This window comes from Bacteroides sp. AM10-21B, from assembly GCF_003472565.1.
GTDB classification, from domain to species: domain Bacteria; phylum Bacteroidota; class Bacteroidia; order Bacteroidales; family Bacteroidaceae; genus Bacteroides; species Bacteroides propionicigenes.
In genome coordinates, this window is record NZ_QRME01000012.1 from 90,226 (window position 1) to 103,697 (window position 13,472).

Annotated in this window: 11 protein-coding genes; all 11 read left to right on the top strand. The window is 51.2% G+C overall.

Annotated features, from left to right (window positions below; genetic code table 11):
* Positions 1-131: 131 nt before the first annotated feature.
* The 11 genes from DW121_RS14680 to DW121_RS14730 all read left to right on the top strand — a co-directional run bounded on the left by DW121_RS14680 (position 132) and on the right by DW121_RS14730 (position 13,402).
* A complete protein-coding gene (locus DW121_RS14680; protein WP_118324274.1) occupies positions 132-1,130 on the top strand; it encodes a tyrosine-type recombinase/integrase in 999 nt (332 codons plus the stop codon).
* Positions 1,131-1,510: 380 nt separating this feature from the next.
* Positions 1,511-2,758 carry a DUF3575 domain-containing protein gene (locus DW121_RS14685; protein ID WP_118324276.1) on the top strand — a complete coding sequence of 416 codons (1,248 nt, stop codon included), beginning with the start codon at positions 1,511-1,513 and terminating at the stop codon, positions 2,756-2,758.
* A gap of 27 nt (positions 2,759-2,785) precedes the next feature.
* Positions 2,786-3,703, top strand: a complete 918-nt coding sequence (locus tag DW121_RS14690; RefSeq protein WP_118324278.1) for a FimB/Mfa2 family fimbrial subunit — start codon at positions 2,786-2,788, stop codon at positions 3,701-3,703.
* A gap of 187 nt (positions 3,704-3,890) precedes the next feature.
* Complete coding sequence (locus tag DW121_RS14695; protein ID WP_117713379.1) at positions 3,891-4,700, top strand: KilA-N domain-containing protein; 810 nt, start codon at positions 3,891-3,893, stop codon at positions 4,698-4,700.
* A 71-nt stretch (positions 4,701-4,771) separates the two neighbouring features.
* A complete protein-coding gene (locus DW121_RS14700) occupies positions 4,772-6,736 on the top strand; it encodes a fimbrillin family protein (protein WP_118324280.1) in 1,965 nt (654 codons plus the stop codon).
* 245 nt (positions 6,737-6,981) lie between these two features.
* A complete protein-coding gene (locus DW121_RS14705; RefSeq protein ID WP_118324282.1) occupies positions 6,982-8,796 on the top strand; it encodes a fimbrillin family protein in 1,815 nt (604 codons plus the stop codon).
* Between the two features lie 333 nt (positions 8,797-9,129).
* On the top strand, positions 9,130-9,447 hold the full coding sequence (locus DW121_RS14710) for a hypothetical protein (RefSeq protein ID WP_117713382.1): 318 nt from the start codon (positions 9,130-9,132) through the stop codon (positions 9,445-9,447).
* A 143-nt stretch (positions 9,448-9,590) separates the two neighbouring features.
* Entirely contained in the window at positions 9,591-9,860 is a 270-nt protein-coding gene (locus DW121_RS14715; protein ID WP_117713383.1) for a hypothetical protein, read from the top strand.
* Positions 9,861-10,644: 784 nt separating this feature from the next.
* Complete coding sequence (locus DW121_RS14720; protein ID WP_118324284.1) at positions 10,645-11,250, top strand: hypothetical protein; 606 nt, start codon at positions 10,645-10,647, stop codon at positions 11,248-11,250.
* A 12-nt stretch (positions 11,251-11,262) separates the two neighbouring features.
* Complete coding sequence (dnaB, locus tag DW121_RS14725; RefSeq protein ID WP_118324286.1) at positions 11,263-12,639, top strand: replicative DNA helicase; 1,377 nt, start codon at positions 11,263-11,265, stop codon at positions 12,637-12,639.
* A 262-nt stretch (positions 12,640-12,901) separates the two neighbouring features.
* Positions 12,902-13,402: an HU family DNA-binding protein gene (locus DW121_RS14730; protein ID WP_117713386.1), complete on the top strand. Its 501-nt coding sequence runs from the start codon at positions 12,902-12,904 to the stop codon at positions 13,400-13,402.
* Positions 13,403-13,472: the final 70 nt, after the last annotated feature.

Consider the following 13,472-nt stretch of genomic DNA (forward strand, 5'->3'; position numbering starts at 1 on the left):
TGTGGCTTGTTTTTCTATGTATTTTATTTACTACATATTAACTTCAATATTATCCTTTATTCATAAACTTTGCCTATATCGTCTCGTTTTAGGTTGACGTTGACTTACAGCGTAACTTTAAAAGCGAGAAAATGAAAACAAAAGTAGAAGAAGAAAAAGATGTAGGAGCGGTTGATTTGTCGCACTATATGCAGTGGGTGATTGGGGTGTTGAGTAGGGAGCATAAGTATCCTGCGGTGCATACCTATCGCAGTACGTTGCGTTCTTTCCGGGCTTTTTCCGGAGGAGGGGCAGAGGCACTTCCTATGTCCGAGGTGTTTACGCAGGGGCGTTTAAAGGAGTATGAGGAGTGGTTGATGCAGCGTATGCTGAGTTTGGATACGGTATCCACCTATATGCGTACATTGCGTGCGGTGTATAATCGTTGGGCGGTTCCGGGCACGGCGGGGCATAACCCGAAGCTGTTCGATGATGTCTATACCAAAGTATCTTCCCATACCAAACGTGCGCTGACAGAGCGGCAATTCGGCAAACTGATGTATGCCGATGCACAAAGGCTGTCCGAAGAGCAGCGGTGTGTACTTGCCTATTTCCTGTTGATGTTCCTTTTTCGGGGGATGCCGTTCATAGACCTTGCCTACCTTCGCAAGAAGGATGTACAGGGCAATACGATTGTGTATCGCCGCCATAAGACGGGCAGGCAGCTTACGATTCACATCCCCAAGGAGGCGCTTCCGCTGATAAATGGCTGCAAGAACCGTAACTGCGATTCCATTTACCTTTTCCCCATATTGGACGGGCAGGCAAAGAATAGCGGTTGGAACCTATATCGGTTCTATCAGGCGGCTTTGCGCAGCTTCAACAGGATGTTGCGGCGGGTGGCGAAGATACTGTTGCCGGGTGTGAAGGTAAGCTCATACACCGCACGCCACACGTGGGCTACGCTGGCTTTCCATATCGGGATGCCTGTCGGTATCATCAGCCAGTCATTGGGGCATTCTTCTATAAAAGTGACGGAAACCTATCTGAAACCTTTTGAAAATGAATTGGTGGATAAGGCGAACCGCGAACTGATTTCCTCTGTTAGGAAAAGTAAAAAGAGGGATGACTTGATGCGGAACAGGCTGTAAAGCACAAAATTAGGTGGAAATTACTTACCAAGTAACGGCACGTTATATTCGCAAAAATGCTATTTTTTCTATTCATATGCAAACAAAAGTAAATGTTTTATTAAACCTTATATCATTTCCTTGAAACGACAAACCGGAAGATAATTAAAAAATACATAATCTTACTGTTCCTGTCCGAGCATTGACATGGGATTTGTATTCCGCTTTTATGGCTAAAAACGGAACGGACTCTTTATACCCTATTTTATCATAAAGTCTTTGTTATTCTCCTAAATGAAGCCACTTGAAAACTCTTTTTCGTGCAGTTTCATATAGTAGAGATGCCGTTACTTGGTAAGTAATTCCCGCCTGCCTCGTAATCGTGCAACTAACTCAATATTATGAATATTCTAAAGAGTATTTCGAGTAAAGCATTCTCGCTTTCTCTTTTCTTGTGGGTGTTTGCCCCATTAGTCTCCGGCAGTCTTCGTGCCGCTTCTCCTCACCCTTTTTCGCAAGACACCTGTTATGTGTTTCGTTTCAAGCCTGCCAGTGACATTTTTTTTGTACCTTATCAGGACAATGAAGCCGAGTTGCAACGCCTTGCAGCCACTTTGCGCGAGTGTACTTCTCCTTTGCGTGAGGGGCAGATGTACATCAGTGTGAGCAGTTACTCCGCCTCCCCCGGTGTGGGCGGCGCTTCGGCACAGCGCATGGCTTACCTTCGTTGTAGTCGCGTAAAGTCCGAGTTGATAGTGAAGCATGGCATTACCGAACAGATGTTCGTCACCGACCGTCTCATCCCTTCTCCCTATCGGGACAGTCTGCGTGATGTTGTAGTAGTGGTTGTTCCCGCAGCAGTTGCCAAAGTGGCTGTCCTTGCGGGAGAGGAAGCCGCCGCGCGTGTGGAAACTTACTTGGAGAAGGCATATGGCTATCCCTCTGCCGCCCGCCTTGCCCGCGAACAGCAAGAGCGAGACAGCCTTGCCCTCCTGCAACAGGAGCGCGAACGCCAAGCCGCTGCCGCCCGCGAGCACGACCGCAGGGAACAGCAGCACCGTGCCGCCGACCGTGCCGAAGCCGAAATGAACCGCCGCCTTGCCGAACGCGAACGGCTGCGCGCCGACTCCATCCGCCGTGCCGGGCAACCCTCGAGCATCTCTTCTTCTCTCTCACTCCACTTCAACCTCCTTCGCTGGGCTACGCTCACCCCCGACCTCGGCATCGAATACCGCATCCCCCGCTCCCGTCTCGGCATCCTTGCGGGCGGTTCGTGGACATCGTGGAGCCGTGACAACCGCAACCGACGCTACGCCCTTTGGAGAGTCTCCCCCGAACTCCGCTACTATCTCGGCAAGAGGCAGAGCGGCTACCTCGGCGCCATGTACCACCTCGGCGGGTTCAACTACAAACCGGGCGATACGGGCAAGCAGGGCGACTACCGGGGCGGCGGCATCACAGGCGGCTACCGGCTGATGCTGAACCGCACCCTGTCGCTGGATTTCCATGCCGCCCTCGGCTATACCCGTGCCGATTACGACAAATATACGGTGACAGACGGCGTCCGCATCCGCCGCGGCAGCGAAGTGAAGAACTATTGGGGCGTCAACAGGCTTGGCGTCATGCTGGTGTGGAGAGCCTTTAAATGAAGAACGAAGAATTAAGAATGAAGAATTATGAAGAGATACGATTTATATAATGTAATAGTTGTAGCGGCACTGTCCCTCTCTCTCGCTTCTTGCGTGAAGGACGAACTTTACAACACCCCGCATCCCGACAAAGGCGCGGTGCAGATAACGGCGGACTGGACAAAGCACTCCGCAGACGCATTGATGCCCGACCTTTATGTGCTGCGCATCGGTCACGAGGAGCAGACGGTGCGCCGCGGAGAGCCGGCGGGCAGTGAGACAACGGTATTCCGCTCCCTTTTCCTTCCGGGCGTACAGAGCCTCTTGGCATATAATCCGGCGGAGGGTTTCGGCATCGACGGTGACATAGCCTCGGTGAATACTCTGGCGGACGGTACGCTCTATCCCCTTCCCGGTTTCCTTTTCTCCGCAGCCGGCGAGGTGGAGGTGTTGCAGGACGATACGATGAAAGTGGCATTGCCCATGCAGCAACGTATCCGCGTGCTGAAACTGACATTGAAACTTGCCCCCGGTGACGAGCAACGCATCGTGAAGACTGCCGCCACCCTGACGGGTGTCGTTTCCGCTATCAACCTGAGGAGTGGCGCTGTGGCTGCCATTGAAGGCGCAACGACAGCCCCGGTTTTCACCCTGACTGCGGATGCGGCTGCCACCCGTGCCGAGAGCAATCCTGTGCTGACGGCAGTTCTGCATCTCTTGGGTGTGATGCCGGGTGAGAAGCAACAGCTCACAATGGCTGTTACCCTGACTGACGGCAGTGTGCAGACGGTTGTCACCGACCTGACCGGGGCGCTGAAAGACTTTGGCGGCGACGGAAAGGAAGCGTTGGCTTTGGATGCCACGCTTGCACTGCCCGACGGCAGTTCTCCTGTGGAAACCGCCACTGTCATCACCGACTGGATACCCGGTGCAGGTGATGCTGACGGCGAAGCCGATATGGGGTAAGCCATCTTTTGATAACGCTCTTTGGCTTTTTTGCCGGGGCGGTGGCGCCAATAATAGAGTAACAAGCGTTCTTTGAAAGATTGTGTTGGAGATTGAAGGGAAAACGGGTGATATACTTGGCTGTTCGGCAGCGAATCGGTACTTTTGTAACCGAAACCATACCCCGTAAGAAAGGAGAACCCTAAAAATGGCAAAGATAACCGTACAAAACAAAGAAATTACTGTTGTATCAGCAAATGATTCAGACTACATCTCCTTAACAGATATGGCAAACGCCAAGGAAAGTGAAAGCCGGGCGGCAGACATTATAAAGAACTGGCTTCGCAACCGATATACACTTGAATTTTTGGGAACATGGGAAATGGTTCACAATCCTAATTTTAAAGTGGTCGAATTCGACCACTTTAAGTTACAAGCCGGATTACCGAGTTTTGTAATGAGTGTGTCAGAATGGACGGAAAAGACAGATGCCATAGGCATTATTGTAAGAAAAGGAAAATATGGTGGGACATATGCTCACAAAGATATAGCATTTGAATTTGGATCGGCTATCAGCGTGTCATTTAAAATCTACCTGATTGAAGAGTTTCAGCGTCTCAAAGCGGAAGAACAAGCCCAATTGGGCTGGTCGGCCAAGCGGGAACTGTCGAAGATAAACTACCGTATTCACACCGATGCCATCAAGCAAAACCTTATCCCCGGAGAGGTTACGCCACAACAGGCTTCACGTATTTACGCCAGCGAAGCAGATGTGCTGAACGTGGCTATGTTTGGCATGACTGCCCTCGAATGGCGTGACGCGCATCCTGACCTCAAAGGCAATGTGCGTGACTATGCCGGTATCAACGAATTGATTTGTCTCTCGAATATGGAGAATCTGAATGCTGTTTTCATCAACGACGGTCTTCCACAGCACGAAAGGCTTGTCCGCCTTAACCGGATAGCCATAGAGCAGATGCGGCTTCTGGAAGACGTAAACAAGAAATATCTGAAATAATCCCTCTCCTCCGACATTCCCCCTTTCATACAGAACGCTTAATTTTTTTAAGAACTAAAAGTTAAGCGTATATGAACAAGAAAACATTTTTATCATTTATCTGCGCACGCAGTGCCCGAACCATTGCCCTGCCGATGATAGTCACCCTTGCCGTGCTTGCCTCGTGCGGCGATACGGACGACGGGAGTCTCTTGCCTGCGGGGCAATACCCCCTGACCTTTACGGCAGCCATAGACGGGGAGACGACCGCTCCTGCCGGTGCAGCCACCCGTGCCAATACGGTGGGCGGAGTGTGGACTGCGGGCGATGCGATAGCCGTAATGGTGGCGGACGAAGAGGGTGGGGGAGACATCGTGAAGCAGTACACCCCGAAACCCGACGCACCCAATACCTTGCAGGCAGCTGCCGGCGTAGCTCCGTTCTACTGGCAGAGCAGCACCGAGAAGAAAACCGTTTCGGCATGGTATTGCGGTGACGGCTCCACAGCCGCAGGCGGCACCCATGCAGGCTCCGTTCCTACGACTTGGAGCGTACAGACCGACCAGAACACCGCTGACGGCTATCAGCGGAGCGACTTCCTCTATGCTCCGCCCAAGGAGATAACCTTTACTCCCGCAAGCGGTGCGGACAATACGCTGGCTTTCTATCATCAGACCGCCAAAGTGGTGATAAACATCAAGAATGCGGAAGCCGCTACGGATGCCGCCGACCTGAGTGTCACCCTTGCCGCCTATGACGCAAGCGGTGCACCGGCAGGCAGCAACACCGACAACGCCCTTGTCGTGTCGTGTCCTTACACTCTGCCCGGCAGCGGACAAAACATCGGCGCATGGAGCACTGACCTCGCAACCGCCGATGTTGTAACAGGCGCCATCACTCCGAAAGCCATCACCCCTGCCTCCGGCAGCGCATACCTGAAAACCTACACCGCCCTCGTCATTCCTCAGAACGTGACGGGCAAGAAGTTCATTGCCGTCACAGTGGGCAGTGACACCTATTATTACATTCCGAAGCAGAAAGCCGACGGCACCTATCCCGGAGACTTGCAAGGCGGCAGTGTGCACACCTACGACATCACCGTGAAGTACGGCAGTCTGGAGGTGGTGGAAACTGCGGGCAGCGGCAGCGGTGCATGGAATAGTGGCGGAAGCGCTACCGATGTCACGAGCAAAACCATAGATGCGAACTTCACTGCCGATAAACTGAAAATCGGTGATTTCTATTACAGTGACGGAACGACTTCCGACGGTGGCTATCGCAAATATACGGACGGCACAATAAAGCGATGGAACATAATGCCCGTGCTGACGAACCCCGAAACAGGGAAAGCCCGTACGGTTATCGGCATCGTGTTCTGTACGGATGCAAGTCGTATCGGTGACGGAGAGAAAAAAAAGCTGTCGGATTTAGGCGTCACGGCTCCTCACGGACTTGTCATGGCTCTGACGAATGCCGGTGGCGGCTGCAAGTGGGGAGAGTATGGTAAAGATGAAAATGCGGACGGGCAGAGTGGTAAACCTTTCGTGGAAAACATCACTACCCTGCAGAAACAGTATAATCATATCAGCGGCTACGCCGAAACCCATTGGATTGGCGACAAAATGAAGGATTTAGCAGAAAGCAGCTATACCGCCGATACTTACAAGGCCTTTGATGTTGCGCTCAATTATGGCGCCACGACAGAAACAGCCCAGTATGCCGCTCCTGAAAAAACTACCGGTTGGTTTCTCCCCGGCATGGGGCAGTGGTGGGACATTTTGGAGAACCTCGGTGGGGTGGATTTGAGTAGTTATAAGACATCGACGAATAATTATGGATATATAGCCGATGCCGGTAATACCGCATTAAATAATCTTAACATATATATGGGAAAGGTAACCGGTGCTGCACCATTTGAGACCTATACATATTTTTGGTCCAGTTCGGAGTTTAGTAGCTACTACGCTTGCTTCGTGGGCTTCTACGATGGCTACTTGCGCTTAGGTTGGGACGGTAAGGACTGCGGCTTCGGGGTCCGCCCGGCGCTTGCTTTCTGACCTATTTTATCTATTTATGAATTCATCTATTATCACCTATTTACAAGTATCTATGTTTAATAACCTTATCCCCTCCGTCATTCCCCTCTTTCATCCTCTCTGTCATTCAGAGCGCAGCGAAGAATCTCTTCCCCCTCTGTGCATTGAGGGAGCAGATTCTTCGCTGCGCTCTGAATGACAGAGAAAATAAACCATTAGAATCACTTACTTAAAACCATTACCTAACAATAAACCATTACGAAATCATGAACATCCTTCCATGCCCTCATCCTTCCCTTTTCCGCCGCTTGCTTCTTCTTGCAGGCTTGGCAGCGTTTTCGGCCTGTTCGGTAGACGAACTTCCCGACAACACCCCCGACGGCGGTAATGCCTCCGACGCATACCCCCTTACCATTACCGTGAGCGACAGCGGCTACACTCCGGCATCCGGCACCGCTACCCGCACTACAGATGTTACCCGTGCGTCCGGTACTTCTACCCGCACCGCAGAGAATCAGTACACCACCACCTTCACTGCCGGCGATGCAATAGGCGTGTACGCCATAGACAAGAACGGGCATATCCTTCCTGCCGCAACCAACCTCCGCCTTGAAGCCGTTACCGTTGCCGCTTCTGATGCGGCAAGCGGTGGCAGCATCCTCACGTGGCAGACAGCGGACGGCAAAACCCCTCTGTACATCCCCGGTGGCACCTACTATGCCTACTACCCCTATCAGGCGGACAGCTACATGGCCGGTAAAGTCCCCGATACCGCCACCGGTCCCCTTGCCGCTTCCACCACTGCCGCCGACTTCTTCAAGGACTTAACCGCCGCTTGGTCTCCCTCCGCCGATCAAAGTTCTCACGACAAATATACCGCGCAGGACCTGATGATAGCCAAGGGCAGCATGGCAGAAGACATCCCGGCAGAGAGGCGGAAGTTGTCCTTCAGCATGGCGCACCGGATGGCTTTGGTGGTGATAGACCTGCCGAAGACGAAGTACACGCTAAAGGATGCCGTAGGAAATTCGCTTCCCGATTACATTATTAATGCCCCTCTCAACGTCGCTTTCTCCGATTTCATCCCCTGCCATACGGACAACGGCGCCTATCGCTACCTGATAACTCCCGTTCCCGCTGATGCTGCCGATGCAGCCAAGCCCCTCCTTTCCGGCAGCTACACCAAGAGCGATGCTTCCGTTGCCGACTGGAGCTTCAATGCCGATGTCGCCGCAGGCGATTACAAGGAATATGTAGTGGATGGCGGAAGTGCTACCGTCATAACCAAAGCACATACCTTGCAAGCGGGCGACTTCTACATGAAAGACGGCTCGTTGATAGGAAAAAACGAATCCCTTAGCGCAGCGCAACAGGTAAACTGCATCGGCATCGTGTTCTGCACGGATGCAAGTCGCATCGGTGCGGGAGAGAAAACAAAGCTGAAGGATTTAGGCGTCACGGCTCCTCACGGTCTTGTCATGGCTCTGACGAATGCCAGCGACGGCTGCAAGTGGGGAGATTATACCAAAGATGAGAATGCGGACGGGCAGAGTGGTGAACCTTTCAAAGAAAACATCGCTACCTTGCAGAAACAGTATAATGACATCAACGGCTATGCCGAAACCCATTGGATTGGCGACAAAATAAAGGGTTCAGCTGAAAGCAGCTATACCGCTGATACTTACAAAGCCTTTGATGTTGCGCTCAATTATGGCGCCACGACAGAAACAGCCCAGTATGCCGCTCCTGAAAAAACTACCGGTTGGTTTCTCCCCAGCATGGGGCAGTGGTGGGACATTTTGGAGAACTTCGGCGGGCTGGATTTGAGTAGTTATAAGACATCGACGGATAGTTATGTATATATATACGGTGCCGGTAATACCGCAATAACTAATCTTAACGTATATATGGGGAAGGTAACCGGTGCTGCATCATTTGAGACCAATACATATTTTTGGTCCAGTTCGGAGTTTAGTAGCAACGTCGCTTGCAGCGTGAACTTCAGCAGCGGTGGCTCCTTGAACTTGAATTGGCTCAATAAGAACCGCGTCTTCGTGGTCCGCCCGGCGCTTGCTTTCTGACCTATTTTATCTATTTATGAATTAAGTAAATGTTGAAATTTAATTTATATCAAGAGTAACTGTCATTCAGAGCGTAGCGAAGAATCTCTTCCCTATGCAAAACATAAAGAGAGTAGATTCTTCGCTGCGCTCTGAATGACAGATACCCTCTGAATGACAGAGAGAATCGACCCGCCCCAAAAGAATAAACGAAAAAAAGGAGAATGATAAATCTCCGTATTTTAATATTAACCAATTAAAAGCATTTGTAAAAATGAAAAAATTAAGAAGACGTGTCATCATGGCACCGGATGCCTTGGAGGCACCAAAAAAAAGACAACGCGCGATGTAATCATGCCCTATGTACGCTGGACGGAAGCCCTGCGTGTGGTTCGCGCCTGTCATCCCGAAGTCACCATCATCATGCCCGAAGAGAAGATTCAGATTTATCCCGGCGATGATGTGCGTGCAATCATCACCCCCTATGTCCGCACCATCTGCCGTGCGCTGGACGAAGGCAAGGCAGGAGGGTGGCATGGCTATACCCCCGAATGCCGCATCCGCCAAGTGCGCACCATCCTTACCCGCTACTTCCGCTTTCACAAAGGCAGCATCAGCGACGCCGAGCTGGACCACTTGCTGGACGACTTGATATATGTGCATAAAGGGTAACGGAAACCCTGTCTCCCCCCGGTGGGGGAGATAAGTAGCGGATTGAAAGATAATGCTGAAATATAAAAAAAAGGAGAAAATATTGTTCTTACTGCATAAATCGTTATCTTTGTACTGAAACTAATTGAAAAAGGAGAAATTGTATGTCTACTGTTGAACTGAATGCAGATGAAATATTTCGCAAGGATTTGTTGCATTTAGGCAATGAAGCGAAGCGGCGTTTAATTGAATTATTAGCATCATCTTTGACTTTTTCCGATTCACATGATGCTCTTGCCAAAAACAGAAAAAAGGGACTGTTGGATAAGGCAAATGGAGCATGGTGTAATGACGGGGTAAGTGCGGACGAAGAAATTGAATTATTACGCAATGCCCGTGTGCAGGGTAAAACCCGGAAACTGGCAGAATTATGAGTGTAGCCCTCACTTTCCATCCATGAAGTTATTGAAACATATGCTGATGTGAAAACTATCTTAAACAGCAAAGGTGTTTTGATTGATGATTTTGATTTATTAATAGGTGCTACGGCGTTAACATATAACATGATAATGGTAACAGATAATGTGAAGCACTTCTCCCCAGTATCCATTTTTGCTTCAAGACAGTGCAAATATAATCATTTGCTGTTTGCAAACAGCACTCTGTCATTCAGAGGAGCTTGCGACGAAGAATCTCTTCCCTCATTATGTAAGGAAAAGAGATTTTTCGCTCCGCTCTGAATGACGGATAAAATAAATTACTTACTTGCCAACAGATAATGTGAAGCGCCTCTCCCCTTATCCGGTTTGTAACCAATATTTTACCTCTCTCATTCGCGTAAATATTTATATTTCCTCCCTCAGACTATTGGCGTATATTTGTCTGTTGATAGCGTGTGGCAGATGTTTTGCATTGCCGGGCACGCAGAAAAATATTATAACAAATATATAAACAAAGTCAAACATGAAATTACATCATCCGTTACATCGGCACGCATCATCCGCAGTGCCCGGATGCATGGTGCGTTTTGCACAAACGCATCATTCGTTCTCTCCGACAGAGATATACTTTAGTATATCTTTTCTTTATTAATTATGTTGTGTCAGTAAGCTGGCAGTTGCACTGGCTGTAAAACGGGCTATCTGTCTGGAAATGAACCGAAAAATTGGCAGTTGGACTGGCTTTTTATTGGCACCTTGAAAAAACGGAAAATTATCAATGGATTTGAATCTAACAAACACAGGCTATGTCATGGTTTCGCGGGCATTGCTGATGAGTGTGTCCCAAAAACACCACATTGCGAGCGGAGACGAAGAGGCGTTTTTACGCGTGCTTCTTCATGTGAACTACAAAAACAAAGTGCTTAAGCACAACGGGGCGGAGGTGACCTGTGCCCGGGGAGAGTCTGTAATCTCTTATCTGGGCTGGGCCGATATCTTTGGCTGGACGCGCGGACACACCCGCCTCTTTTTTGAGCGTTGCTTTGCCGACGGGCTTCTGGAGCAGGTGCCCGGTAGCTGCATGAGCCATATACGCGTTCCCCACTATGACGCATGGACGGGAACCCCCGCCCCCAAACAGCCCGTCGAACGCAAAATGGAGGAAGAAGTGAAGAACTTCATCGCCCGTTACAGCGAAGTGACCCATAAGCCCATAGAAGCCAAAGGACGCATCCGGAACCTTTGGAAACGCCTCTCCGTCCGCGAACGCGAACTCGCCATGGCGCGTATGGAAGACTACTATTTCACTCTCCCGAATACCAACTTCTGCAAGACGGCGGTGCGCTATCTGGAAGATAAAGTCTTTGACAACCTGATTAATTAAATCATAAATCTCATGTCCGAAATACTCAACCCTCATGATTCCGACCTCGAAGCCGTGATTCTTGGCGCCTGCCTCATTGAAACCACCGCAATGGTGACCGTGGCAGACGCGCTCCGTCCCGAAATGTTCTACCAAGACTCCCACCGGGAAGTCTTTGCCGCCCTGCTCTCCATGCACCACACCGGCAAGAAGATAGACCTTATCACCGTAAAGAACGAACTCTCCGCCCGTGGCACGCTGGATGCCGCGGGCGGCGCGTACGGGCTGACGCAGCTCACCATGCGCGTGGCGTCCTCCGCCCATCTGGAGCAGCACGCCGCCATCTTGCTGGGGCTGTACGTGCGCCGCGAGATGATTTGCGGATTGCACAAGCTCTTGGCGTCCGCCGCCGACGAGTCGGTGGACCTGGACGAGGTACTGGTGCAGCTGCACCGCCTCTCCGACCACTTGGAAGGCGAAGCCGCCTTCAACGACTATCTCCGCGATATGGACCAACTGATGCTCGCCACCCTGAAACAAATGGATGCCCGTGTGGCAAACAACTGCAACGGCGTCACGGGTGTGCCAACCGGTCTGAGCGACTTGGACAAGCTGACGGCAGGCTGGCAACCCGGCGACCTGAACATCATTGCCGCCCGTCCCTCGGTGGGCAAGACCGCCTTTGCCCTGCATCTGGCGCTGGCTGCAGGGCGCGCGGGCAAGCACGTGGTGGTGTACAGCCTCGAGATGCAGGGCGAGCGTCTGGGCGACCGCTGGCTGTGCGCCCAAGCCGCCGACATCAACGCAGGGCATCTGCGCACGGGTTTGCTCACCGCCGACGAGCAACATCAGGCGCTGGAGGCAGCCCGCGAACTCTCCCGCCTGCCCGTCTGTGTAGACGATAACCCCAAAATGGGGATGGACCACATCCGCTCCTCCGCCCGTCTGCAAAAGAGCAAGGGGCGTTGCGACCTCATCGTGATAGACTATCTGCAGCTCTGTGAAATGAAGTCCGAACAGAAGAACCGCAACCGCGAACAGGAAGTGGCGGAGGCAAGCCGCAAGGCAAAGCTGCTGGCAAAGGAGCTGAACGTGCCCGTAGTGCTGCTGTGCCAGCTGAACCGCGAGTGTGAGTTGCGTGGCGACCGCCGTCCCGCACTGAGCGACCTGCGCGAAAGCGGCGCCATAGAACAGGATGCGGATGTAGTGTCACTGCTCTATCGCCCTGCCGTCTACAACCTGCCCACGGAGCGCAAAAGCGGTTACCCCTCGGAAGGCCTCGGTATGCTGATTCTTGCCAAGCACCGCAACGGCGAAACCGGAGATGTGTACTTCTCGCACAACACCAGCCTTACGAAGATAGGAGAGTATGTGCCGCCTATGGAGTGGCTGATGAAACACGCGAAATGAGGCGTCTTTTTCTCGTTTTTGTCGAAAAAAAACAACGAAAAACTTGACATCGCCTCTCTGATTTTGTATCTTTGTAATGTGCTTAAGGAAAGGAATAATCATTGATTAAGGCGCCTTATTTCTCCTCTTATACACTTTTCTTTTATAGTTCCGGCCGAACTGTTTGCTTAGAGATTTATCTTTACTTTTTGAGACCTGTTTCCTTTTCTCCGCTATTGGGCGGAGGCTGATTTTTTTAACTTAAACCTTAACTGTTTTTTTTATGGATGTAATTGTAGAGCGCTTTCAGCGCAGAAGAATCGTGAGCGATAAAAGTTCGCCCATGTTGTACTATCTCCGTCAGAAACCCAAGACTTGCGGTACGGTAGATATTGATGTCCTTGCCGCCAGTATTCAGAAAAACTGCGCCATGACAAAAGGCGATGTGAAGCACGTCATCGAAGCCCTTGTGGAAGAAATCCAATCCAACCTTGCCAACGGCGATAAGGTGAAGCTGAACCAACTCGGCACGCTTCACATGACATTCCGCTGTCCGGGCGTGGAGAAGTCGGAAGACTGTACGGTGAGGAATATTGCCAAAGTGAACATCCGCTTCGTCCCCGACAAGGAGCTGAAACTGGTGAACGGTAGCACCGCTACCACCCGTAGCCCGGCCAACGTAGCCTTCGCGCTGGACAAACCGACTGACGGCTCCGGTGGCGGCGGCAATGGCGGCGGTGGCGTGATTCCCGACGAGGGTGACAAGGAAGACCCGCTCGGATAATTGAAGTGTGATGCATTGCGGGCATCATTGATACTTAAACCAACATCATTATTCATACTAAAACCAATAA

Excerpts from the sequence above, each read along its gene's own strand:
- DW121_RS14680 (WP_118324274.1), top strand. The coding sequence starts at position 132 with ATGAAAACAAAAGTAGAAGAAGAAAAAGATGTAGGAGCGGTTGATTTG.
- DW121_RS14685 (WP_118324276.1), top strand. The coding sequence starts at position 1,511 with ATGAATATTCTAAAGAGTATTTCGAGTAAAGCATTCTCGCTTTCTCTT.
- DW121_RS14690 (WP_118324278.1), top strand. The coding sequence starts at position 2,786 with ATGAAGAGATACGATTTATATAATGTAATAGTTGTAGCGGCACTGTCC.
- DW121_RS14695 (WP_117713379.1), top strand. The coding sequence starts at position 3,891 with ATGGCAAAGATAACCGTACAAAACAAAGAAATTACTGTTGTATCAGCA.
- DW121_RS14700 (WP_118324280.1), top strand. The coding sequence starts at position 4,772 with ATGAACAAGAAAACATTTTTATCATTTATCTGCGCACGCAGTGCCCGA.
- DW121_RS14705 (WP_118324282.1), top strand. The coding sequence starts at position 6,982 with ATGAACATCCTTCCATGCCCTCATCCTTCCCTTTTCCGCCGCTTGCTT.
- DW121_RS14710 (WP_117713382.1), top strand. The coding sequence starts at position 9,130 with ATGCCCTATGTACGCTGGACGGAAGCCCTGCGTGTGGTTCGCGCCTGT.
- DW121_RS14715 (WP_117713383.1), top strand. The coding sequence starts at position 9,591 with ATGTCTACTGTTGAACTGAATGCAGATGAAATATTTCGCAAGGATTTG.
- DW121_RS14720 (WP_118324284.1), top strand. The coding sequence starts at position 10,645 with ATGGATTTGAATCTAACAAACACAGGCTATGTCATGGTTTCGCGGGCA.
- dnaB (WP_118324286.1), top strand. The coding sequence starts at position 11,263 with ATGTCCGAAATACTCAACCCTCATGATTCCGACCTCGAAGCCGTGATT.
- DW121_RS14730 (WP_117713386.1), top strand. The coding sequence starts at position 12,902 with ATGGATGTAATTGTAGAGCGCTTTCAGCGCAGAAGAATCGTGAGCGAT.